This is a genomic window from Gordonia sp. PP30 (assembly GCF_023100845.1).
Taxonomy (GTDB): domain Bacteria; phylum Actinomycetota; class Actinomycetes; order Mycobacteriales; family Mycobacteriaceae; genus Gordonia.
In genome coordinates, this window is sequence record NZ_CP095864.1 from 747,236 (window position 1) to 770,616 (window position 23,381).

General features: G+C 70.3%; 19 protein-coding genes and 2 pseudogenes. 12 read left to right on the plus strand and 9 right to left on the minus strand.

The genetic code is table 11. From position 1 onward, the window contains the following. Positions 1 to 9 precede the first annotated feature (9 nt). Genes MYK68_RS03410 through MYK68_RS03435 form a run of 6 tightly spaced genes read left to right on the plus strand, consistent with a single transcriptional unit; the run spans position 10 to position 6,832 of the window. The gene (locus tag MYK68_RS03410) at positions 10 to 1,632 is read left to right on the plus strand and encodes an AMP-binding protein (protein ID WP_247866324.1); all 1,623 of its coding nucleotides are present in this window, start codon (positions 10 to 12) and stop codon (positions 1,630 to 1,632) included. Further along, positions 1,629 to 2,825 carry a 3-oxoadipyl-CoA thiolase gene (gene pcaF / locus MYK68_RS03415; RefSeq protein ID WP_247866325.1) on the plus strand — a complete coding sequence of 399 codons (1,197 nt, stop codon included), beginning with the start codon at positions 1,629 to 1,631 and terminating at the stop codon, positions 2,823 to 2,825. Before MYK68_RS03410 ends, pcaF begins: the two co-directional genes overlap by 4 nt. Further along, positions 2,822 to 3,589 carry an enoyl-CoA hydratase/isomerase family protein gene (locus MYK68_RS03420; protein WP_247866326.1) on the plus strand — a complete coding sequence of 256 codons (768 nt, stop codon included), beginning with the start codon at positions 2,822 to 2,824 and terminating at the stop codon, positions 3,587 to 3,589. The genes pcaF and MYK68_RS03420 overlap by 4 nt, the downstream gene beginning before the upstream one ends. Further along, on the plus strand, positions 3,586 to 4,467 hold the full coding sequence (locus MYK68_RS03425; protein ID WP_247866327.1) for a 3-hydroxyacyl-CoA dehydrogenase family protein: 882 nt from the start codon (positions 3,586 to 3,588) through the stop codon (positions 4,465 to 4,467). The genes MYK68_RS03420 and MYK68_RS03425 overlap by 4 nt, the downstream gene beginning before the upstream one ends. Beyond that, the gene (locus MYK68_RS03430; RefSeq protein ID WP_247866328.1) at positions 4,467 to 5,624 is read left to right on the plus strand and encodes an acyl-CoA dehydrogenase family protein; all 1,158 of its coding nucleotides are present in this window, start codon (positions 4,467 to 4,469) and stop codon (positions 5,622 to 5,624) included. Before MYK68_RS03425 ends, MYK68_RS03430 begins: the two co-directional genes overlap by 1 nt. Before the next feature lie 23 nt (positions 5,625 to 5,647). Continuing rightward, positions 5,648 to 6,832, plus strand: coding sequence for an acyl-CoA dehydrogenase family protein (locus MYK68_RS03435; protein WP_247866329.1), 1,185 nt, complete (start codon positions 5,648 to 5,650; stop codon positions 6,830 to 6,832). Here MYK68_RS03435 and MYK68_RS03440 read toward each other — a convergent pair. Then, the gene (locus tag MYK68_RS03440) at positions 6,804 to 7,766 is read right to left on the minus strand and encodes a hypothetical protein (RefSeq protein WP_247866330.1); all 963 of its coding nucleotides are present in this window, start codon (positions 7,764 to 7,766) and stop codon (positions 6,804 to 6,806) included. The two genes, MYK68_RS03435 and MYK68_RS03440, sit on opposite strands and share 29 nt — an antisense overlap. A gap of 52 nt (positions 7,767 to 7,818) precedes the next feature. Between MYK68_RS03440 and MYK68_RS03445 the strand changes: the two genes are divergently transcribed. Then, a complete protein-coding gene (locus MYK68_RS03445) occupies positions 7,819 to 8,415 on the plus strand; it encodes a hypothetical protein (protein ID WP_247866331.1) in 597 nt (198 codons plus the stop codon). 64 nt (positions 8,416 to 8,479) lie between these two features. Here MYK68_RS03445 and MYK68_RS03450 read toward each other — a convergent pair whose 3' ends face one another. Beyond that, positions 8,480 to 9,196, minus strand: a complete 717-nt coding sequence (locus tag MYK68_RS03450) for a TetR/AcrR family transcriptional regulator (RefSeq protein WP_247866332.1) — start codon at positions 9,194 to 9,196, stop codon at positions 8,480 to 8,482. 103 nt (positions 9,197 to 9,299) lie between these two features. After that, entirely contained in the window at positions 9,300 to 9,773 is a 474-nt protein-coding gene (locus tag MYK68_RS03455; RefSeq protein WP_247866333.1) for an Lrp/AsnC family transcriptional regulator, read from the minus strand. A 131-nt stretch (positions 9,774 to 9,904) separates the two neighbouring features. Here MYK68_RS03455 and MYK68_RS03460 point away from each other — a divergent pair, with 131 nt between their 5' ends. The 4 genes from MYK68_RS03460 (at position 9,905) to MYK68_RS03475 (ending at position 16,426) form a co-directional block, all read left to right on the plus strand. After that, positions 9,905 to 12,235, plus strand: coding sequence for a thiamine pyrophosphate-binding protein (locus MYK68_RS03460; RefSeq protein ID WP_247866334.1), 2,331 nt, complete (start codon positions 9,905 to 9,907; stop codon positions 12,233 to 12,235). A 114-nt stretch (positions 12,236 to 12,349) separates the two neighbouring features. Beyond that, entirely contained in the window at positions 12,350 to 13,264 is a 915-nt protein-coding gene (cysD, locus tag MYK68_RS03465; protein ID WP_247866335.1) for a sulfate adenylyltransferase subunit CysD, read from the plus strand. After that, positions 13,264 to 15,102: an adenylyl-sulfate kinase gene (cysC, locus tag MYK68_RS03470; protein WP_247866336.1), complete on the plus strand. Its 1,839-nt coding sequence runs from the start codon at positions 13,264 to 13,266 to the stop codon at positions 15,100 to 15,102. Before cysD ends, cysC begins: the two co-directional genes overlap by 1 nt. A gap of 1 nt (position 15,103) precedes the next feature. Continuing rightward, positions 15,104 to 16,426 (plus strand): serine/threonine-protein kinase, encoded by a 1,323-nt coding sequence (locus MYK68_RS03475; protein WP_247866337.1) that lies wholly within the window; start codon positions 15,104 to 15,106, stop codon positions 16,424 to 16,426. A 65-nt stretch (positions 16,427 to 16,491) separates the two neighbouring features. Here MYK68_RS03475 and MYK68_RS20870 read toward each other — a convergent pair whose 3' ends face one another. The 3 genes and pseudogenes from MYK68_RS20870 to MYK68_RS03485 all read right to left on the minus strand — a co-directional run bounded on the left by MYK68_RS20870 (position 16,492) and on the right by MYK68_RS03485 (position 18,243). Beyond that, the gene (locus tag MYK68_RS20870; protein ID WP_502798317.1) at positions 16,492 to 17,166 is read right to left on the minus strand and encodes a HEAT repeat domain-containing protein; all 675 of its coding nucleotides are present in this window, start codon (positions 17,164 to 17,166) and stop codon (positions 16,492 to 16,494) included. Positions 17,167 to 17,187: 21 nt separating this feature from the next. Continuing rightward, positions 17,188 to 17,746 (minus strand): annotated as a pseudogene (locus MYK68_RS20875) (FAD-binding protein); the annotation flags it as partial. Positions 17,747 to 17,877: 131 nt separating this feature from the next. Beyond that, positions 17,878 to 18,243, minus strand: coding sequence for a hypothetical protein (locus MYK68_RS03485; protein WP_247866338.1), 366 nt, complete (start codon positions 18,241 to 18,243; stop codon positions 17,878 to 17,880). A gap of 80 nt (positions 18,244 to 18,323) precedes the next feature. Here MYK68_RS03485 and MYK68_RS03490 point away from each other — a divergent pair, with 80 nt between their 5' ends. Beyond that, positions 18,324 to 18,872, plus strand: a complete 549-nt coding sequence (locus MYK68_RS03490; RefSeq protein WP_247866339.1) for a hypothetical protein — start codon at positions 18,324 to 18,326, stop codon at positions 18,870 to 18,872. A gap of 312 nt (positions 18,873 to 19,184) precedes the next feature. On the opposite strand, the pseudogene MYK68_RS03495 reads toward MYK68_RS03490, so the two are convergent. The 3 genes and pseudogenes from MYK68_RS03495 to eccA form a co-directional block, all read right to left on the minus strand. Next, positions 19,185 to 20,497, minus strand: a pseudogene (locus MYK68_RS03495) (ISL3 family transposase). A 651-nt stretch (positions 20,498 to 21,148) separates the two neighbouring features. Then, positions 21,149 to 21,565, minus strand: coding sequence for a hypothetical protein (locus MYK68_RS03500; RefSeq protein WP_247866340.1), 417 nt, complete (start codon positions 21,563 to 21,565; stop codon positions 21,149 to 21,151). Beyond that, on the minus strand, positions 21,562 to 23,376 hold the full coding sequence (gene eccA, locus MYK68_RS03505; RefSeq protein ID WP_247866341.1) for a type VII secretion AAA-ATPase EccA: 1,815 nt from the start codon (positions 23,374 to 23,376) through the stop codon (positions 21,562 to 21,564). Before eccA ends, MYK68_RS03500 begins: the two co-directional genes overlap by 4 nt. Positions 23,377 to 23,381 lie beyond the last annotated feature (5 nt).

Here is a 23,381-nt window from a genome sequence, read left to right on the forward strand (position 1 = left end):
ACACCCATCATGGAGACCCTGCTCACGCCCGAGCTGTCCGGGCGCTATCACGCCGACGGCTACTGGACCGACCGCGTCATCACCGACTACCTCGACCGATTCGCGGCGGCCACGCCGGACAAGGTGGCCTTCATCGACCATCGCCGGGAGATCACCTACGCGCAGCTGCGTCACGAGGTCGATCGCTGCGCCCTCGGCTTCCTCGAACTCGGTGTGCGGCCCGGTGACGTGGTGTCGTTCCAGCTGCCCAACTGGATCGAGTGGATCGTCGTGCACTACGCGGCGAGCCGGATCGGCGCCGTCAGCAATCCGCTCATCCCGATCTACCGGGAGCGCGAGGTGTCGTTCATGATCCAGCTCGCCGAGACCAAGGTGCTGGTGATCCCGGAGAGCTTCCGCGGCTTCGACTATCCCGCCATGTACGACGCCCTCGACGGCGCGCTGCCGTCCGTGGAGCACACGCTGGTCGTGGGATCGAGCTTCGACGAGTTCCTGGCTACCCCGTGGGAGGAGCGCCGCGACCCGGCCGAACTGGCGGCGCTGCGGCCGGCCGGGGACGACGTCACCCTGCTGATCTTCACCTCCGGCACCACCGGGGAACCCAAGGGCGTGATGCACACGCACAACACGATGGTGGCGGCCAACCTGCCGCTGCCGGGGCGGCTGGGCATCACCGACGCGACGGTCTTCCACATCGCCTCGACGCTCGCCCATCTGACCGGCTTCCTGTACGGCGCGCGGCTCAACGTCCAGAACGGCGCCACGTGCGTGCTGCAGGACGTCTGGGACAAGGAGCGATTCGTCGCGCTGGTGGCCGAGCACCGGATCACCTACACCTCGGGCGCGACGCCCTTCCTGCACGACTTCATCTCCGCCGAGTCGCTGGCCGGGACCGACGTGAGCAGCCTGAGACTGTTCTGCTGCATGGGCGCGCCGATCCCGCGGGCCATCGTCGAACAGGCTCTCGCCGCGGTACCGGAGATGGTGGTTCTCGGCGGCTGGGGGCAGACCGAGAACGCGCTGGTGACGCTCGGCATCCCGGGCGACCCGATCGACAAGATCGTGGGGACCGACGGCTACCCGTGGCCGGGGATGGCGATCCGGACCGTCGACGTCGACGGCGAGCCCGCGCCGGCCGGGGAATCCGGGCGGCTGCAGGTGCGCGGCCCGTCGCTGTTCGTCGGCTACCTGAACCGGCTCGACGAGACCCGCGCGCAGTTCCACGACGGCTGGTTCGACACCGGCGACGTCGGCGTGATCGACGCCGACGGATACCTGAAGATCGCCGGGCGCACCAAGGACATCATCATCCGCGGCGGCGAGAACATCCCGGTCGCCTTCGTCGAGAACGTCTTCTACGAGCACCCGAAGATCGAGTCGGTCGCGGTGATCGGCCTCCCCGATCCGCGTCTGCAGGAGCGGGCCTGCGCCTGCGTGGTGCTCAAGCCGGAGGCGCGCGGCGAGGGTTTCACCTTCACCGAGATGCAGGACTACCTGGCGGCTAAGGGCGTCGCCAAACAGTACTGGCCGGAACGACTGGAAGTGCTCGACGCGCTGCCCACCACGCCGAGCGGCAAGATCCAGAAGTTCCATCTGCGCACTCAGGTCGGCGCCGAGGAGGGGCGGGGATGACGGCCGCCTATCTGGTCGACGGCGCGCGCACTCCGATCGGCCGCTACGGCGGTGCGCTGGCCGCCGTCCGGCCCGACGATCTCGCCGCCCGGGTGCTCACGGCGCTGGTGGACCGCCATCCGGAGATCGACTGGTCGCGGACCGACGACGTGCTCCTGGGCTGCGCCAACCAGGCCGGCGAGGACAATCGCAACGTCGCCCGCATGGCGGCGCTGCTGGCCGGTCTGCCGGTCGGGGTCCCCGGCGCCACCGTCAACCGGCTGTGCGGTTCCGGCCTGGACGCGGTGGCGCAGGGTGCGCGGATGATCGCCGTCGGCGAGGCCGACCTGGTGATCGCCGGCGGCACCGAATCGATGACCCGGGCACCGCTGGTGATGCCGAAGGCCGCCACCGCCTTCGCCCGCGACACCGCCGTGTACGACAGCACCATCGGCTGGCGTTTCGTCAATCCGGAGATGGCCCGGCGCTACGGCACCGACTCGATGCCGGAGACCGCCCAGCACCTCGCCGACGAGCGGGGCATCTCGCGGGCCGATCAGGACGCGTTCGCGCTGCGCTCGCAGGAGCGGGCCGCGGCGGCGATCGCGTCGGGGCGCCTGGCCCGCGAGATCGTGCCGATCGAGGTGACCGGGCGCCGCGAAACGACGGTGGTCGGCACCGACGAACATCCGCGGGCCACCACGCCGGCGAAGCTGGCGGCGCTGCGGCCCATCGTCGCGGGCGGCAGTGTCACCGCGGGCAACGCCTCGGGTGTGAACGACGGTGCCGCCGCCGTGATCCTGGCCTCGGAGAGCGCCGTCGAGCGATACGGGCTCTCACCCCTGGCCCGGGTCGCCGGGGCCGCGGTGGCCGGAGTACCGCCGCGCATCATGGGCATCGGGCCGGCCCCGTCGACCCGGAAGCTCCTGGCCCGCCACGGTATCGGGCTCGGCGACGTCGACGTCATCGAACTCAACGAGGCCTTCGCGGCCCAGGCGCTCGCCGTGCTGCGGGAACTCGGCCTGCCCGACGACGCCGAGCACGTCAATCCTCACGGGGGCGCCATCGCCCTCGGCCATCCCCTCGGCGCCAGCGGCGCCCGACTCGCCCTCACCGCGGCACTGGAACTCAACCTTCGAGATGCCCGCCGCGCCCTCGCCACCATGTGCATCGGCGTCGGCCAGGGCATCTCCCTGCTCTTGGAGGCAGTATGACTCTCACCGTCGAGGTGACGGACTCCGTCGCCCTGATCACCCTGAACCGTCCCGAGGTCCGCAACGCGATCAACGCGCAGGTGCAGGCCGACCTCGCCGCGGTACTGGACGACTGCCGCGCCGACAGCGCCGTCGGCGCGATCGTCCTCACCGGCGCCGGCGAGAAGGCCTTCGCGGCCGGCGCCGACATCGGTCAGCTCGCGAACTACGACCTGCACACCGGTCTGGCGTCGACCATGGCGCGTCTCTACGACACGATCGAGGCCTACCCGAAGCCGACCATCGCCGCGGTCAACGGGTACGCCCTCGGCGGCGGCTGCGAACTGGCGATGGCCTGCGACATCCGTATCGCGGCGCGGTCCGCTCGGTTCGGCCTGCCGGAGACGACGCTGTCGGTGCTGCCCGGCGCGGGCGGCACGCAGCGGCTGGCCCGGCTGATCGGGGTCGGCCGGGCGATCGAGGCGGTCCTCACCGGCCGGATGTTCACGGCCGACGAGGCGCTGGTCAACGGGCTGGTGACGCAGGTGGTGCCGGACGGCGAGGTGGTGGCGGCCGCCCGCGCGACCGCCACCACCGTGCTGAGCAAGGGCCCGATCGCGGTGCGCCTGGCCAAGCTCGTCATCCGCACCGGGATGGACGCCGACCGGCACACCGGCCAGGTGGTGGAGCAGCTGGCGCAATCGCTGCTCTACACCACCGCCGACAAGGCCGAGGGCGCCGCGGCCTTCCTCGGCAAGCGGGCGCCGGAATGGACCGGGCGATGAGCGGCGCCGAACGCGTCACGGTGATCGGTGCCGGGGCGATGGGCTCGCAGATCGCCATGCTCTGCGCCCTCGCCGGCCACGAGACGACGCTGGTGGACGCTGCTCCGGAAGCCCTCGACCGGGCCACGGCCGCCCTCCGGGGACGTACCGACGCGATGGTCGCCAAGGGCCGGCGCGGCGCCGCCGACGTCGACGCCGCCTGGGCGCGGCTGCGCACCGCCGCGGAGCCGGACGCCGGCTCGGACCTGGTGATCGAGGCGATCGTCGAGAAGCTGGCCGCCAAACGCGAGCTGTTCGCCGGGCTCGACGCGCGCTGCGGGCCGGACACCGTCTTCGCCAGCAACTCGTCGAGCTTCGTGCCGTCGTCGATGGCCTCGGCCACGCACCGCGCCGATCGCTTCGTCAACCTGCACTTCTTCAATCCCGCGCTGGTGATGACCTGCGTCGAAGTGGTGCGTGGACCGGACACCTCCGACGCCACCGCGGCCCGGGCGATCGCCTTCGTCGAGGGGCTGGCCCGCATCCCCGTCGTGCTCGAGAAGGAGATCCCGGGCTTCGTCGCGAACCGTCTGCTGAACGCGGTGCGCGATGAAGCGCTCGCGCTGTACGAGGGCGGCTACGCCGGCGTCGAGGCGATCGACACCGCCGCCCGCACCGCACTCGGCTATCCGATGGGGCCCTTCGAGCTGATGGATCTGACCGGCGTCGACATCGGCTACCTGACCAAACAGGCCCGGTACGCCGACTCCGGGGACCCCGCCGATCTGCCCTCGCGGACCGTCACCGCGCTGGTGGAGGCCGGACACCTCGGCCGCAAGACCGGCCGCGGCTTCTACTTCTACGACGAGTCGGGGCACCGTCTCGGAAAGGCGCTCTGATGGACTTCACCCTCACCCAGGAGCAGCGCGACTTCCAGCGCCTGGCCCGCGACTTCCTCGACAAGGAAGTGGTGCCGTACCGCGCGCAATGGGACCGCGACGAGGCGGTCGACACGTCGATCATCCCGAAGCTCGGCGAGGTCGGTTTCTTCGGCCTCACCATCCCCGAGGAATACGGCGGCCTCGGCGGCGACTACCTCACCTACTGCCTCGGCATGGAGGAACTCGGCCGCGCCGACTCCGCGATCCGCGGCATCGTGTCGGTGTCGATGGGCCTGTTCGGCAAGATCGTGCTCGCGCACGGCACGGAAGAGCAGAAGCAGCGCTGGCTGCCCGGCATCGCCGACGGCTCGCTGCTCGGCTGCTTCGGGCTGACCGAACCGGACAACGGTTCCGATCCGGCCGGGCTGTCCACCCGCGCCGTCCGCGACGGCTCCGATTGGGTGATCACCGGCAACAAGATCTTCATCACCAACGGCACCTGGGCCGACGTCTGCATCGTCTTCGCCCGCACCGGCGGGCCGGGACCGAAGGGCATCTCCGCCTTCCTGGTGCCGACCGACGCACCGGGCTTCGAGGCCACCGAGATCCACGGCAAGCTCGGGCTGCGCGGACAGGCCACCGCCGAACTGCGGTTCGACGGCGTGCGCGTGCCCGCCGCCGCGATGGTCGGCGAGGAAGGGCAGGGCTTCGCCCTCGCGATGGGCTCACTCGACAAGGGCCGGGTCTCGGTCGGGGCCGGCTGCACCGGCATCATCGCCGGCTGCCTGGACGCGGTGGTGCGGTACACCACCGAGCGCACCCAGTTCGGGCGGCCGATCGCGTCGTTCCAGCTGATCCAGGACATGATCGCCGACATGTCGGTCGACGCCGACTGCGCGCGCCTGCTCAGCTGGCGGGCGGCCGCGCTGATCGACGGCGACGATCCGGCCGCCCTCGCCCTGGCGGCCTCCAAGGCGAAGCTGTTCGCCTCCGAGGCGGCGGTGCGCGCCGCCAACCTGGCGGTGCAGGCCTTCGGCGGCTACGGCTACATCGACGAGTACCCGCCCGCCAAGTACCTGCGCGATGCCCGCGTCATGACCCTCTACGAGGGCACCAGCCAGATCCAGAAACTACTCATCGGGCGCGCCGAAACCGGTGTCTCCGCCTTCGTCTGACCTCTTTCACCAGGAGTTTTCGCATGACCAGCACCCTGAACGACCTGTTCGCCGTCGACCGGCTCTTCTCCACTGAGGAGCGGGAGATCGCCGGCACCGTCCGCGACTATCTCGCGCGGGACGTCGCCCCGCACATCGCCGAGTGGTACGAGGCCGGCGACATCCCGGCCCGCGAACTGGCACGCGGCCTCGGTGCCCTCGGGGTGCTCGGCATGCACCTGGAGGGCTACGGGTGCGCCGGCACCTCCGCGAAGGCCTACGGTCTCGCTTGCCTGGAACTGGAGGCCGCCGACTCGGGACTGCGATCGCTGGTCTCGGTGCAGGGGTCGCTCGCGATGTTCGCGATCTGGCGCTGGGGCAGCGAGGAGCAGAAGCAGCAGTGGCTGCCCGCGATGGCCGCCGGGGAGGCGATCGGCTGCTTCGGCCTCACCGAACCGGACTACGGCTCCAATCCCGGCGGCATGCGCACCCGGGCGCGCCGCGACGGCGACGACTGGATCCTGTCGGGCAACAAGATGTGGATCACCAACGGCTCGGTGGCCGATGTCGCCGTCGTCTGGGCGCAGACCGGGGAACAGGGGGACGGGCACGGTGTCCGCGGCTTCGTCGTGCCGACCGGCACCCCCGGATTCTCCGCGCCGAAGATCACCCGCAAGCTGTCGCTGCGCGCCTCGGTGACCAGCGAGCTGGTGCTCGACGACGTGCGACTGCCTGCGTCGGCGATGCTGCCCGAGGCGCAGGGGCTCCGCGGTCCGCTGAGCTGCCTGTCCGAAGCGCGTTTCGGCATCGTCTTCGGCGCCATGGGCGCGGCTCGTGACTGCCTGGAGACGGCGCTCGCGTACGCCGGTGAGCGGGAGATCTTCGACCGCCCGCTCTCCGGTTTCCAGCTCACGCAGGCCAAGTTCGCCGACATGGCCCTCGAATACGGCAAGGGTGTGCTGCTGGCGGCCCAGCTCGGCGATCTGAAGGACGCCGGTGCGATCACTCCCGCGCAGGTCAGTCTGGGCAAGCTCAACAATGTGCGCGAGGCCATCGCGATCGCCCGGAACTGCCGCACCGTGCTCGGCGCGGCCGGTATCACCGGCGAGTTCCCGATCATGCGGCACGCGAACAACCTGGAATCGGTGCTGACCTACGAGGGCACCTCCGAGGTGCACCAGCTGATCATCGGGCAGACGCTCACCGGGCAGGCCGCCTATCGCGGCTGAATCCGGTGTCGCAGGCGAAGTCGATCCGCCCGGCGACGAGCCCGCACGCGATGGCGCCGGTCTGCGCGGCCGGGGCCGCCACGCCGGTGGGCACGCCGAGTTCGAAACGGATCCGCTCGGCCACGTCCATCCGCTCGAGGACCTCGGTACTGTCCGGGGGCCCGGCGAGCAGGATCGCGTCCGCGCCGTCGCCGATCGCCGTGCGGGCGGCGGCGAGTACCCGGTCGGCGTCCGGGCCCCACGGGTCGTCGGTGGCCGAGTCGATCCGCGCGACGTGTACGCCCGCGGCGGCGAGATCGGCCTGCGAGACGATGCGCCCGCCGACTCCGGCGCCGGCGATGCGGGCCGGGCGATGCGTGATCCAGTCGGTGAGATCGCCGTCGGGCAGTTCGCCGGGGGACACACCGGCCCAGGCGGCGACGGCGGGAACGATGATCGTGGCGAGGTCGCCGGTGGTGGTCAGCGGCACCGGCCGCAACCGGGACATGAACGCCAGGGCGAGACGGTCGCCGTCCATCGAGAGGCGGGCCGGGAACGAGTCCCACCACCGTTGACTGCGGCAGGCCCAGCGCTGGAACCTGTCCACGGCCGGGCGCCGCTGCGCCTCGAAGGCCCGCAGGCTCTCCTCGATGGGCCGGTCGGCGTCGAGGGCATCGGCGAGGGCGATCGCCGATTCGGCGGCGAGCTTGGTGCCCGAGCCGAGCGACGGGTCGGCGTTCGCGGCCGCATCGCCCAGCAGCACCATGTTGCCGTCCGCCCACCTCGCGCACCGGGAGGTGCGGAACCGGAACCACTGGGAACGGTTGCCGAGCAACGGACGGCCGCCGAGCAGATCGGCGAAGGCCCCGGTCAGGAAGGCGAGGGAGTGCTCGTCGATCGCGTCTGCGGCCGGGCCGGGGGGCCGGTGATCCCGCCAGCAGTCGTGCCACCGCATCGTCGTCGGCCTCGATCACCAGCGTCGAGCGGTCGGTGCCGTAGGGATAGGCGTGTGCGGTGAAGACGCCGTGGGCCGTCCACACCGGAGCGAACACGGTGCCCTCGAGCACGGCGTCGGTGCCGCACCACAGGTAGCGGGCGCGACCCTCGATCAGTTCGGGACCGAACGCCTCGCGGTAGGTCTCGCGAGCGGCGCTGGAGACGCCGTCCGCGGCGATCAGGAGGTCGGCCGACCGGCGCAGAACCTCGATGTCCGGGGCCGGTGCCATCACCACGTCGACGCCGGCCTGTCGTGCCTGATCGGTCATCGCGGCGAGCATCGCCGAGCGGGAGACCGCCACGCCGCGGTGGAAGCCGGGGATGCGCACGGCGCGGTCCGGCAGGCGGAACTCCGCGGTCGGAACCCGGGCGGAACCCGCACGCATGCGCTCGGCGGTCTCCGGATCCACCGCGTCGACGGCGGCGAGGGCGGCGCCGGTCAGCCCGACGCCGAAGCCGAAGGTGTGCGCGGGATCGCTGCGCTCGTAGAGGGTGACCGGCCACTCGGGGTGACGCTGGGCGATGAGGCGAGCGGCGAAGAGACCCGCGGGCCCACCGCCGACGATGACGACCGTCTTGGGCATGACCGTGACCGTAGACACGTTTAGTCATAAGTGTCAAATAATCGTCATAAACGACGAAGTCCGCCTAGAGGGTGATCGCCTCTCACCGTCAGCGCTGGCCGGGCGTCGATTCGTCCTGTCGATCCAGCATCAGCGCCAGGGTGGCCAGCTCGCGCCGCGCGTTCTCCAGCACGTCGGTGGCACGTCGATCGGTGCCGTCGCCGTCCGCGAGGAGACCGCGCAGCGCGATCGTGGCGAATTCGTCGACGATGGTGTCGAGATTGTCGGTGTCCCGGACCCAGTAGGCGGTCCAGTTCCACATGCCGAACAGGGCGAAGGCCGCCAGCCGCGGATCGGCGGAGCGCAGGATTCCCGCGTTCTGGCCGTCCTCGATCAGCCGGATCATGGCGTCGAGCATCGCGCGGCGGTTGCGCCGATGCTGACGGGCCACCTCCGGAGGCATGAACGCCTCGCTCTGCTGCAGCAGCCGGAAACGTGCCGGATTCGCGGCGACCAGCCGCGTCATCTCCCGCACCGAATCGCTGAACTGCTGCTCCAGGGGGACCGGTCGCGCGCGCTGCTCCTCGAGCACCCGCAGGCCCCGCTCGGTCAGGTCGTGCACGATGCGTGCCAGCAGCTCGTCCTTGTTCGGGACGTAGTAGTACAGCGAGGTGCGGCTGACGCCGAGGTCGTTCGCGATGTCCTGAATGCTGGTCCCGGCGAAGCCGCGTTCGGCGAACAGGCGGGCGGCGGCGTCGAACACGTCGTTCTCGATGCGTTCGCGGCGCAGTCGTGCCCGGTCGCTCGCGGTCAGCTTCTCGGCCATCGGTGTCATCCCTCGTTCCGGTCGTCACGTGCGCGGTGGTCTCTCGATCGTGGCACGCCGCGATCGGGCGACCGGTCACCGACGGGGCGGACCCGCTCGCGGTTCAGTCGGCCGGATCGAGGAGCTGCTGGGTGCGGTAGTCGATGAGGCGGCGCATCACCAGACCCGTCGTCGTCTTCTTGACGCCGTCTACGTCCAGGATCTGGCCGGCGACGCGGTAGAGGTCGTCGGCGTCACGGGCGACGACGTGGATGAGCAGGTCCGCGACCCCGCTGAGTCCCTGGACCTCGATGACCTCCGGAATCGCGGCGAGGGCCTCGGCGACGCCGGCGAGTTTCCGCTGCGTGACGACCGTGAAGACGAAGGCGGTGAGCGGATAACCGAGGGTGGCCGGGTCGACACACCGTTCGAAGGAACGCAGCGCGCCCCGGGATTGGAGCCTGGCCAGTCGTGCCTGCACGGTGTTGCGGGACAGGCCGGTGGTCGTCGCCAGGGCGATCACCGTGGCGCGCGGGTCGTCGTTGAGGGCCCGGAGGATCAGGGCATCGGAGCGATCGATCCGATCGGGATTGGGCATAGTGCCACCGTACCGTCGGCGCCGACCATGCGGATTGTGCAGAACGATCAATCCGAGGAGCAGACGTTGCGCGTGACGACCAGCGGTGGTGAGGTCTCGACAATGAATCGTCCACTTCGAGGGATGCAACGATGACTCAGGCAGCGGCGCGGCAGCGCGGAAGCGCGGTGCAGACGGCGATCAGCGAGATCGAGCGGCGCGTCCTCTGGACGTCCACCGCGATGATCCACCACGCGAATCGGGTGCGGTCGAATCCGTCCGGCCTGAAGGTCGGCGGGCACCAGGCGTCGTGCGCGTCGATGGCGACGATCATGACCGCGCTGTGGTTCGGTCCGCTGACCGCCGACGACCGGGTGTCGGTGAAGCCGCACGCCTCCCCGGTTCTGCACGCCATCAACTACCTGCTCGGCGAACTCGGTGAGGACCGGCTGACCACGCTGCGTGAGTTCGGCGGCCTCCAGTCGTACCCGAGCCGCAGTAAGGACCCCGATCCGGTGGACTACTCCACCGGGTCGGTCGGCATCGGGGCCACCGCGCCCATCTGGGGAGCCGTCGCCCGGCGGTACGTGAACGCGCACGGCGGACAGGCCGGCACCGGCCGGCAGTACTCGCTGGTCGGCGACGCGGAGCTCGACGAGGGGGCGGTCTGGGAGGCCCTCATGGATCCGGCGGTCCAGGGCCTCGGCGAGGTCGTGTGGATCGTCGACCTCAACCGGCAGTCCCTGGACCGGGTGGTGCCGAACATCGCGGCGCAGCGGCTGGCGACCATGTTCTCGGCGGTCGGCTGGCAGGTGATCACCGTGATGTTCGGGGCGCTGCTGGAGGAGCTGTTCACCCGGGACGGTGGACCGGAACTGCGCACGCGGATCCTGGAGATGCCCAATCCCGAGTATCAGCGCCTGCTCCGCTGCCCGGCGGCGCAGCTGCGGGAACGGCTGCCGGGCGACGGTGCGGGCGCCGCGCCGATCGCCGGACTGCTCGCCACGCTCGACGACGAGACCCTGATGCGCGCGATCCGCAACCTCGGCGGTCACGACATCGGCGCGCTGCAGGCCGCGTACGCGCGGATCGACGACACCCGGCCGACCGCGATCATCGCCTACACGATCAAGGGCCACCGGCTGCCGACCCAGGGTCACCCGCAGAACCACTCGTCGCTGCTCACCGTCGAACAGTACGAGCAGCTGGCCGGTGAACTGGGCGAGGACCCCGATCGGCCGTGGTCGCGGTTCGGCCCGGATACCGAGGCCGGGCGGATGTGCGCGGCGGCGGCCGCCCGCCTGCGCCGCACGCCGGGCGTGCCCGCGCCGGAGAGCGTTGTCCCCACCGATTTCGGCCGCACACCCACCGGGACCGCGTCCACCCAGGCCGCCCTCGGCCGGACCCTGCTGTCGCTGCTGCGGGAGGCGCCCGAGACGGCGAGCCGCGTGGTGACGGTGAGCCCGGACGTCAGCTCCACGACGAACCTCGCCGGCTGGCTCAACAAGGTCGGCGTGTTCTCGCCGACCGAGAAGCCGGACTGGTTCGGCGACGACGCCGAGACCATCATGCACTGGCGGGAGAAGCCGGACGGCCAGCACCTGGAGCTGGGCATCGCGGAGACCAATCTGGTCGGCCTGATCGGGGAACTCGGCGCCACGTGGAGCCGCTGGGACCACCCGCTGTACCCGATCGCTGTCCTGTACGACCCGTTCGTCGAGCGGGCGCTGGAACCGTGGTCGTACGGCATCTACGCCGGTGGGCAGTCCATCCTGGTCGGCACGCCGTCCGGGGTGACGCTCGCCGCCGAGGGCGGCGCGCACCAGTCGATCAAGACGCCCTCCATCGGCCTCGAGCAGCCCGGCTGCCTCAGCTATGAGCCGGCCTTCGCCCTCGACCTGGAGTGGATCCTGCTGTTGTGCATCGGCCGCCTCGGTACACCGGACGGCACGTCGTCGTACCTGCGGCTGTCCACCCGGCCGGTCGATCAGCAGCTGGCCGCGGTACCGGCCGACCCGGCGGCGCGGGAGCGGCGGCGCCGTCAGGTGATCGCCGGTGCGTACACGCTGCGCCGCGCCGAACGGGACAGGCCCGACGTGGTCCTGGCCGGGGTCGGCGCGATGCTCACCGAGACCCTCGCAGCGGCGGCCCGGCTCGGGCAGCAGGGCATCGCGGCCGACGTGATCTGCGTGTCCAGCCCGGGCAACCTGTTCGACGCCCTCCAGTCCCGCCGCGGGGTGGGCGACGGCCCGGCCTGGATCCTGGACCAGGTGTTTCCGGCCGGCCGGGCGGCGCCCCTGGTCACCGTGATCGACGGGCACCCGCACGCTCTCGCCTTCCTGTCCGGGATCAATCGGGTGCCTTCGGTGGCGCTCGGCGTCAGCCGGTTCGGTCAGGCCGGATCGCTGGACGACGTGTACCGGTACCACGGCATCGACGCGGACAGCATCGTCCGCGCGGCGCTCGATCTGCTCGGCCGGTAGCCGTCGTCCGGGTCGCGGACGGCCCGTCCGGCTCAGGCATGTCTCGCAAATGCCCTAGGGTGAGTGCGGAGCGCGCGGCGGGTGGCGTTCCGCCGCCGAGCCGGTAGGAGAGGGATGGACAAGCAGGGCTACGAGTTGTCGGACCTGGAGGCCCTCGAGGCCGAGTCCGTCCACATCTTCCGGGAGGTCGCGGCCACGTTCGAGCGCCCCGGGATGCTGTTCTCCGGCGGCAAGGACTCGGTGGTGATGTTCCACCTGGCGCGCAAAGCGTTCTGGCCCGCGCCGATGCCCTTCCCGCTGATGCACGTCGACACCGGGCACAACTTCGACGAGGTGATCGAGTACCGCGACCGCGTGGTCGCCGAGACCGGTGCCACGCTGCTGGTGTCGAGCGTGCAGGACGACATCGACGCCGGCCGCGTCGTCGAACAGACCGGGCCCGGCACGTCGCGCAACCGGCTGCAGACGGCGGCGCTGCTGCGCGGCATCACCGAGAACCGGTTCGACGCCGTGTTCGGCGGGGCCCGCCGCGACGAGGAGAAGGCCCGCGCCAAGGAGCGGGTGTTCAGTTTCCGCGATTCGTTCGGTGCGTGGGACCCGCGCAATCAGCGGCCGGAACTGTGGAACCTCTACAACGGCCGCCACCACCGGGGCGAGCACATCCGGGTCTTCCCGCTGAGCAACTGGACCGAGCTCGACATCTGGCGGTACATCGACGCCGAGAACATCGAGCTGCCGTCGATCTACTACGCGCACGACCGCGAGGTGGTGCCGCGCGACGGCATGCTGCTGGCCAAGACGCGGTTCCTGCAGACCTATCCGGGCGAGACCGGCCACGTCGAACGAGTCCGCTTCCGCACCGTCGGCGACGCCACCTGCACGGGCTGCGTGGAGAGTGACGCGGACACGCCCGCGAAGGTGATCGAGGAGGTGTCGTCCACCCGGATCACCGAACGCGGAGCGACGCGCGCCGACGACCGGATCTCCGAAGCCGGGATGGAAGACCGCAAGAAGGAGGGGTACTTCTGATGGCCGGGGAACTGTTACGGATCGCCACCGCGGGCAGCGTCGACGACGGCAAGTCCACGCTGATCGGCCGCCTCCTGTACGACTCGAAGTCGATCTTCGCCGACCAGCTCGAAGCCATCGAGCGCACCAGCGCCAGCCGCGGCGACGAGTTCGCCGACCTGTCGCTGCTCACCGACGGCCTGCGCGCCGAGCGCGAGCAGGGCATCACGATCGACGTCGCCTACCGCTACTTCTCCACACCCGAGCGCAAGTTCATCATCGCCGACTCGCCCGGACACGTGCAGTACACGCGCAACATGGTGACCGGCGCGTCGACCGCGGACCTCGCGATCATCCTGATCGACGCTCGCAAGGGGGTGCTGGAACAGACCCGCAGGCACGCCTTCCTGTCGTCGCTGCTGGGCATCCCGCACCTGACCGTCTGCGTCAACAAGATGGACCTGGTCGGCTACTCGCAGGAGCGTTTCGAGGAGATCCGCGACGAGTTCGTGGCGTTCGCGGCCAAGCTCAACGTCACCGATCTGAGCTTCATCCCGCTCTCCGCGTTGCGGGGCGACAACGTGGTCGAGCGCAGCGCGGAGATGGACTGGTACGACGGCCGCCCGCTCCTGCGGCACCTGGAGAACGTGTACATCGCGTCGGACCGAAACCTGATCGACGCCCGTTTCGGTGTGCAGTACGTGATCCGGCCGCAGCGCAGCGACGGCCTGGACCACCGCGCGTACGCGGGCACCGTCGGCGGCGGGGTGTTCGCCGTGGGCGACAAGGTGGTGGTGCTGCCGAGCGGGTTCGCCACCACGATCGACAAGCTGTGGGGTCCGGGCGGCGCCGAACTCGATGAGGCGTTCGCGTCGATGGCGGTGTCGATGGAACTGTCCGACGAGATCGACATCGTGCGCGGCGACATGATCGTGCGCCCGAACAACCGGCCGCACGTCGACCGCGATCTCGACGCGATGGTCTGCTGGTTCTCCGAGAACACCGAGCTGCGGCCGGGCGCCACCTACCTGATGACCTGCGGCACCCGGCAGACCCGCGTCCAGGTCAGCGGCCTCAACTACCGGCTCGACGTCAACACGCTGCACCGCGACGAGCAGGCGCCCGGGCTGGCGCTCAACGAGATCGGCCGCGTCACCCTGCATGCGCAGCAGCCCCTGCTGTTCGACGCGTACCGGCGCAACCGCGCCACCGGCAGCTTCATCCTGATCGACGAGGCCACCAACGCGACGGTGGCCGCCGGCATGATCACCGGGCCGGTCGCCCACGACACGAACGTGGTCTGGCAGACCACCAAGGTGAGCCGCGACCAGCGCGCGCACCGCGGCGCCACCATCTGGATGACCGGGCTCTCCGGCTCCGGGAAGTCGTCGCTGGCCGTCGAACTCGAGCGGCGGCTGATCGCGTCCGGCCGCCCCGCCTACCTGCTCGACGGCGACAATCTGCGGCACGGCCTCAACTCCGACCTCGGTTTCAGCGATGACGACCGCCGCGAGAACATCCGGCGCACCGCCGAGGTGGCGGCCCTGTTCGCCGACTCCGGCGCGGTGGTGCTGGTGTCGCTGATCAGCCCGTTCGCCGACGAGCGGCAGCGGGCCCGGGAGATCCACGAGGCCCGCGACCTGCCCTTCTACGAGGTCTTCCTGGACACGCCGCTCGCCGAGTGCGAGGCGCGCGACGCCAAGGGCCTGTACGCGAAGGCCCGGGCCGGCGAGATCACCCAGTTCACCGGGATCGACTCCCCGTATGAGGCTCCGGAGCACGCCGACATCGTCGTCACCCCCGCCGACGGCACCCCCGGCGATACCGCCGACGCGGTGCTGCGGAACCTGGGAATCTGAGGTGGAGCGCGGCCAGCAGATCGCCGGCTACGAGGTGATCGACAGGCTCGGACAGGGCGGGATGGGTGAGGTGTACCTGGTCTGGAACCCGACGTTGGAGCGGCGCGAGGCAATGAAGGTGATCTCGATGGCCGGATCGGGAAACGACGACTTTCAGCGTAGGTTCTCCGCCGAGGCGAAGACGACGGCGGCCCTCGATCATCCGAGCATCGTCACGATCTACCAGCACGGTGTCGCCGGTCGGCAGCCGTGGTTCACCATGTCGTACATCAAGGGCCTGGATCTGGCCGCCGCGCGGTTGTCCGAGCACGAGGAGATTCTCCGGGCCTCCGAGCAGGTGGCGGATGCGCTCGACTACGCGCACCGCAACGGTGTGGTGCACCGCGACATCAAACCGGCCAACATCCTGATCCGCCGAGACCCACAGAGCGGGTTGCTGGAGCGTGCGGTGGTAGTCGACTTCGGCATCGCGAAACTGGCCGACGGCACCAGCCTGACCGCCACTGATGCCTTCGTCGGCACCCTCCGGTACTCGGCGCCCGAGGTGATCGGGGGCGCGCGTGCCGGCGCACGTTCCGACCAGTATTCGCTGGCCTGCACCCTGTACGAGGTGCTCGCCGGCCGGCCGGTATTCGACGAGACCGTCGCCTCGGCGATCATGATGGCGCACGTCTCGAAGACGGCGAATCCGCTGAGTACCCACCGTCCCGATCTGCGGCCGCTCGATCCGGTGTTCGCGCGCGCCCTGGCCAAGGAACCGGCCCAGCGGTACCCGGACTGTCGAAGCTTCATCGCCGCGCTCCGCGCGAGCACCACCGCGCAAGCGCCGGTCCACCCACAAACGCAATCGGTGCTGCCGCGGGTCGCGACGCCGCCGCCGAGTGCACCGGTGCGGTCCGGCCCGCACTGGGACACGCTGCCGTCGCTCTCCACCGCACCCGGCTGGTACGCGCCCGCCGCCTCGGGCGATCCGAGAGCCGTGGTGCCGTACTTCCCGACGCCCCCGCGACGTACCGGCGGCTGGAAGGTACTTCAGTGTCTGTGGACACTGGTCCCGCTTCTGACCTGCGGAATCCTCGGCCCTGCCGCGTATCTATACTGCGCGATCCGGATCAACAAGGTGTTGTGGTGGGTCCTGTTCGGCGCCTCGGTCGTGCTGTGGATGGTCTGCGCCGCGATCATCGGCAGCGTTCCGACCGAGGCGCCGGCCTCCGATGCCGCGCTGTTGACGCTGTGGCTGCTGCCGACGATCGGCGGCCTGGCCCTGTCACCGCTATACATCCGGGACCTCGAAGCGAAACTCGACCGGTCGAGCACGGCCTGACGACGGGCGGAAACGCACCGTCGCCGGGCCGCACCGCTGGCTGAGTCCGTCCGTCCCGCGGCCGGTCAACGGGCCGCGGCGCGGACGTCGGCGTCGTCGTCGGCGCGGGCGAGCGCGATGAGCTCGGCGACCCGCGGGTCGTCCGACCACGGGCGGAGGGTCTGCACGGTGGCCTTGCGCACGTCGCCGTGCGGATCGGACACCAGCGGCGCGAGGGCGTCGATCGACTCGCTGCCCGGCGCCACCGCGAGCCCGGTGGCCGCCCCCTTGCGGACCTGCCAGGCGCTGTCGCGCAGCGCCTTCCGTAGCAGTTTCCCGTCGGCCTGCGCGTCGCCGAGGGAACTCAGCGCGGCGAGTGCGGCGGCGCGCACCAGCGGGTCGGGGTCGACGGCCAGCGCGCGCAGCGTGTCCGCGCCGGCGCCGACGGTCGCCAGGCCCTGCGCGGCGACGACCCGCACCTCGCGGTCACCGTCGGCGGCCGCCCGCGCGATCGATGCCGCGTCGTCGAGGGAGACCAGGCCGCGGATGGCCTCGATCCGCACCCGGTGATGCGGATCGGTCAGGAATCCGGCGAAGAACGCCGACTCGGCCTCCTTCAGGGCGCGCAGGACGTCGAGCACCCCGGCCCGCACCAGCGGATCGTCCGACGCCGCCGCGCCCAGCAGCACCGACACCAGTTCGGGTTTGCCGCTCACCACCTCGATCAGCTCGCGCAGGGCCTCGACGGCGGCGCGGCGCACCCCGCCGTCGGCGTCGCGCAACGCCGCGGCCAGCGCGAGGTCGAAACCGGGCGGCGTGTGTTCGGTGAGCGTCGCGACGGTGGCGCCGATCACGTAGAACTCGCCGGTCCGGGTGTGCAGGGCCGCCGCGCCGACGGCGCGGCCGTACTCGGTGAGGACGCACACCGGTATCAGCCGGTTCTCGATGGTGATCTTCTCCCGCATCTCGCGGCGGCGCAGCACGCGATACAGCACCCTCTTGACGTCGCGGCCCTCCGGCATCGGCAACACGTACGACCCCGCGGCGCACCGCATACTCGCCGTACTCGTCCTTCTCGAACTTCACGCCGTAGCGCTCCAGCCGGGAGATCATCCCGAAACCGCTGGTCGCGGTCTGGTAGACGGTCTTCTGGTTCACGATGCCGTCGTTGGCTCGGGTGATCTCGGCAACGTAGTCCTTGGGCAGCCCCTTGCCCGGGATCACCGCGTTGTTCACCCCGTCCATGCCCATCGCGAGGGCGCCGGAATGCCGGACGTGCGCCTTCTCCAGCAACAGCACATTCGCGGCGTTCTCGGCCGCGGTGAGCGCCGCCATGCAACCGTGAATGACCTGCGGCGAGGAGTCGTTTGCCGGTGATTCCGCCACCGGTTCGGCGGGCCTGCGCGTTGAACTCAGCGCGCGCAAGATGCGGTGCGTCGCCCGCGCCGCCCGCGCCGGCTTTCGGGCGCGGGCTACCCGGCGAGTTGCGCCAGCTGGAAGCACGCCGCGAGCAGCACGGCCTCGGCGACCGCGCCGAGCAGCGCGACACCCAGGACCGGAAGATCCTGGGCCACTCGCGACTTGATCCAGCGGCCCGTCCGGTTCAGGAGCAGGAGACCGCCGATCGCCGAGAGGGCGACCGCGGCGACGGGCCAGACCCAGGCCCGCTCCCCGCAGGCGGCGCCGGGCTCGCAGGTCGAAGCGGTCCACAGCGTGGAGACGGACAGGACGAGACTTCCGACGATCGCGACGAGGGCCTGACCGAAGACGAGGACGCCGGCGGCGGCGTTGTCGGCGGTACGGAGAACTCGATGGGCGGAGTCGGGGAGCGCGTGCACGGTGTCCAGTCTTCGACGACGGTCCGCCGCCAGGAAGCGTAGAACTACCCGGATGCGCCCGCGCGGTAGGCTGCTCAACCGTGAACGCCGCACCTCGCCGTCTTACCCGTACGACCGCCGGACTGGTGTGCGCCGCCGCGTTCCTCGGCCTCACCGCCTGCGGCGGCGGGCACGACTCGTCGCCCGCGGAGTCGGACGGGGACTCGTCCGTCGTGGACTCCGGGCCGACGCTGGCGACCGGGGATCTGACCGATTGCCAGGCGGCCCTGCAGGTCTCCGCGCAGATCGGCCAGTATCTGGAGTTGTACAACGACACCGCCGACCTGCGGGACGAGGCGGAGCTTCCGTCCGCGGTGCCGCTCGGCTTCATCGAGAACAGCCAGGCGCTGGTGAAGAAGATGAACGACGATCCGCTGCGCACCGTCGTCGTCGATTCCATCGCGATCCAGAAGCGGTACAACGCCGCTCTCGCCGCGAATCAGCGCGGCCAGGCGAGCACGGCGGTGCGCGACCAGTCGGGGCTGTTCACCACCGCGCTCGACAAGTGCGGTTCCACCCTCTCGGCGGACGATCGCAAGGACTTCGACCGCACCAAGGCCGCGTATGCGAAGGGCTTCCCGGCGAAGTAGTCGTTGCCGAGATCGTCCGTGCCGGTCGTAGTCCTCGCAGTGATCCACCTCGCAGCGCGAGGCTGGCTGATGGCAGACCGGGATCGTGCACGTGCCGAACAGGGTGCGGGCCGGCACGCCCCTGTTGGTAGCCCGTTGGGCCGTCGAGGCGCGAGCCGAGACTGCGAGTTCGGCCTCGGAAACATGGCGCCCATGCCCCGGCGGCGCTCAGCAGAAAGTAGGTCTGCCGGTGAGGTTCTGGACGCTTGATCCCAGCGCGTTCCAGCGGAAGATCGATATCCTCAGCTGCGCAACAATGGGGCTCTTCGCCTTTCAGAGTGCGTTGATGTGTTCGGCGAGCTGACCGGAGTGCAGGAGGGATCGCAAGATGTAGTGGTCGAGGTTGCGGAAGCCCTGGGCGATTCCGCGGAGGTGTTCGAGGCGGCCGTTGATGGCTTCGACGGGTCCGTTGGAGACTCCGGTATCGAAGTAGGCCAGGATGTCGGCGCGGCGTTTCCAGAGACTTCGCCCGAGTTGGGCGAGTTCGGCTAGCCCGGCGGGGAGTCCGGTCTGGATGCGTTTGAGGACCTTCCACATCAGTTTCTTGCCCTCGCGGCGCTGCGGGTGCTGGTAGGCGGCGATCAGCTGCTGATACACCTGGTAGGTGATCTCGACCGCGACGTGCGCGTCATGGCTGGTCAGCGACTCGTACAACCGGATCTTCTGCTTGGCGGTGAGCAACCCGGTACGGGTGTGCAGGATCCGGCGGATCGTGTACAACGGGTCACCGGCGCGTCCGCGGTGCCCGCATGTCTGCTGCTGAACGCGTTGGCGGCACAGATCGAGCTTGTTTCCGGCCAGCGCGACGACGTGGAACGGGTCCATCACGACCCGGGCGGCGGGGAGTTCCTGGCTGGTGGCGGTCTTGTAGCCGGTGAATCCGTCCATGGCCACGACTGTGATCCGGTCGCGGAATCGCTGGTCACGAGTGTTCATCCAGTCTTTGAGGACCTGCGCTGACCGGCCGCCGATCATGTCCAGCAGCCGAGCCGGGCCGGTGCCCTCGACCACGGGCGTCAAGTCGATCAGAACGGTCACGAAGCTCGGGTCTCCTTGTCCGCGAACGTGTTTCCACTTGTGCTCATCGACGCCCAGGTGCCGTACACCGTCGAGGTGGCCGCCGTCGTAGACCAGGGCCCGGGCCGCACTCACGGCGATCGCGTTGACTGTCTTCCACGCCAGGCCCAGCGCTGTGGCCACCGCTTTCACGCTCATCTTGTCGATCGCGATGCGTTGCAGGATCCAGCGTGTGGTCCGGGCGGTGCCACGGCCCGGGGCGCGGCGACATGATCGATCCCGCCGCGGAAGATCGTTCGTGGGCAGTCGCTGGTACGGCACACGAACCGGGGCACCGCGACATGCAGAACAACAGGATGGCCGCTGATCGGCACATCAGTGAGCACGCGGTCGGCGTGATCACGCAGGTCGCCGGCGATCTGACAGCCCGGACAATGCCGATCGGCCTGCAGCACCCGGCACCACAAGTGCGTGCGGCCGCGGGCATCGACAGCGGCGCCGGTGATCGTCACCCCCAGCTCGACGGTTCGGCAGATCGTGTCAGCAACATCGGCAGTAAGCTCGCTCATGGGTCCTGTGGCGTGAAAATGGGTGTGTAGGAACTTCCATCTTCACACCCAGGACCCGCCTACATCTTGTGCCCACGCCCGGTCAGCCCAGATCCCACCTACGCACTCTCAGAGTTGAAGAGCCAACAATGGGGCAGATAAGCTCACCGCTCCTAGCGGGATTCGAGCTGCAACCACCCACTTCCGGCGTGCGTGTGGGTTCCAGGGTTGAGGGTGGAGGTGGGTGGATCGATTGGTCGGGATAAGTTGCTGGAAATTGGCACTTCCGAGAACCGTCTTCCGCCGAACTACTCCAAGTAGTGCCTTCGCAAGTTATCTATCGACCTGGGCGACGATCTGTCGGTCATCGACGATGTCGGTGCGTCTTCTCTACGTGAGAAGGGGCGGCGATCATCCCGGTGGGGGTGAAGTCCACACCCGTCCAACGTGGGTTTCCGGCGCATTTCCGGACGTCGGCGATGTGCAATCTTGAGTCTGTGTTCGATTCTGGATCCGGCTTCGACACGCGCCACTCCCCGGCGCCGGTTACCCGCCACGCCGGCCCCGATTACCCGCGGCGACGACGATGGTCGCCGCCCGGAGTCGAAACGCTGTCGGTACTGGGCCGGCGAGTGGGGCGTTCCGATATCGCTCGCGAGGCTTCGATACGGCTCAGTGGATCGGGCCGGCATGGACAGCAAGGGCGACGGCGATGATCGTGAACACCGCCTGCGCGCCGAGCCCGAGCAGGCCGACCCACCAGCAGAGCCGCTCCCGGCAGAAACGGGAGACGCACCATGTCAGAACACCGAGCGCCAGCACCACTCCGGAGATCAACGAGATCGTCATGCCCGCGTCGATGTAGCCGGCGCCGCCGCACGGGGTGGAGTCGTCGCAGCTGTCGGTGCCGATCGCCGCCAGAGCCGAGAGGAAGAAGCCGATCGCCGCCGCGACCATCTGGAGCAGCCAGAGCACGAGCGCGCCGAGGGCGTCGAAAGTGCGCGCGACGGGGCCGGGAGACCCAGTCCGGCGGGGCCCGCGGCCGCGGCGGCCGGGCCGGGGAGAGTAGGGGTCGATCAGTTCGGTCACCCGAAGGAGTCTGCCCGCGCCGGGCCCGGCGCGGATGCGCGAAAATACCTGGATTGTTCCGGTCCCGGAGCAGACGTGGGCGGCCGCGGGACGACGGCGTCCAGTGCGCGGCGGATGTCGGCGGCGTCGAGCGTCATGAGGTCGGTCTCGGTGAGCGAATCGAGGTCGTCGCGGGTGGCGAGCCGGTGTTCGCGCTCCTCCTCGGCGGCCTCGATCACATTGCGGACCAGCCGGCCGTTTCCGGCCGCGTCGGTGCCGCGGCGCGGTCCCACCGGGGTGGGTGCGAGGTCGTCGTACAGGGCGGTGAAAGCCGTCATGAGCAGCGCGGAGGCCTCCGCGGTGAGACGGGCGTCGCGACGGTCGGCGATCACCTCGGCGATCCGGGTCAGCTCGCCGGGCAGGTACGACGGGAACCGGATGCGCCGCGCGAAACGGGAGGCCAGGCCCTCGTTGGCGGCCAGCAGACGGTCGATCTCGTCGTCGTATCCGGCGATGATGACGACGAGCCGGTCGCGGTCGGACTCCATCCGTTGTAGCAGGGTGTCGAGGGCCTCGCGGCCGAAGGCATCGCCGCCGGACAGGCCCTCCTGGATCAGCGTGTACGCCTCGTCGAGGAACAGCACACCGTCGAGGGCGGAGTCGATCACCTTCCCGGTCTTCGGTGCGGTGCTGCCCAGGTGCTGGCCGACCAGGTCGCGGCGGGACACCTCGACTACGCGGTCGGTGGCGAGCAGGCCGAGAGCGCAATAGAGCTTCGCGACGATCCTGGCGACGGTGGTCTTACCCGTTCCGGGCGGGCCGGTGAAGGCCAGGTGCAGGCTGCGTTCCCCGGTCCGCAGACCGCGCTGCGCACGGACCTTCGCGAGGGTCGCCGTCGACCGGAGCCGCGCCACCTGCTGTTTCACCTCGGTCAGCCCGACCTGTGCATCGAGTTCGGCTTCCAGCTCGGCCAGTCGTGCGGCGGCGGGATCTCCGCCGGTATCCGCGGGGTCGACGTCGGGCCGAGCGCCGTCGTCTCCCTCGCCGAGCACCAGTCGGTAGGCCGGATCGGTCAGCGCCCGGGTGGCCTCGGTCAGTCCGGGATCGAGCGCGACGGCCTCCTGGAAGAGGGGGCGCGCGGCGGCCTCGTCGCCCCGCTCCCGCTGCGCCATGCCGATGGTGAACGCGGCCTGCGCGCGGCAGTTGGTGAGCGGCCCGTCGCGGACCTCGGTCAGCCGGCGGATGCCCTCGTCGAACAGGCCGAGGTGGACGCACGCGGTGCCGGCCATCACCGCGGCGGCGGTGGCCAGGTACTCGTCGTCCCAGCGGTCGGCCCGGGCGAGTGCGGTCAGCACCCGCGGCCAGTCGTGGGCGCGCAGATGCACCATCGCCCAGCAGAACTCGGTGATAGGCGAGCCATCGTCGCCGAGGTCGTCGAGCACCCGGCGGGCCCCGTCGACGTCGTTCCCGGACAGCAACGACGCAGCGTACGCGAGCGCGGCCTGGGTGGCGTCGGCGACCGGGTAGTCGACGAACATCCCGGTCGGGGCGCGGCCGCACAGCATTCCGGTGGGCAGGCCGAGACGACGCTGCTGCGCGCCGATCGTCGCCCGGGCCGCGTAGAGGCCGAACAGGGTCTCGCCGGATGCGTCGCCGGCGGCGAGCCGGCCCAGCCAGGCGTCGCCCATCGCCGGGTCCGCCTCGGTGGCGCGGGTGAAGGCGAGCATCGCGTCGGCCGGTCGCGGCCGGGGATCCTGGCCGTCGATCGGGATACCGAGCCGGAGCACACCGGCGTCGAAGTAATCGCGCGCGAGACGTCGCAGATCGGTCATGGTCC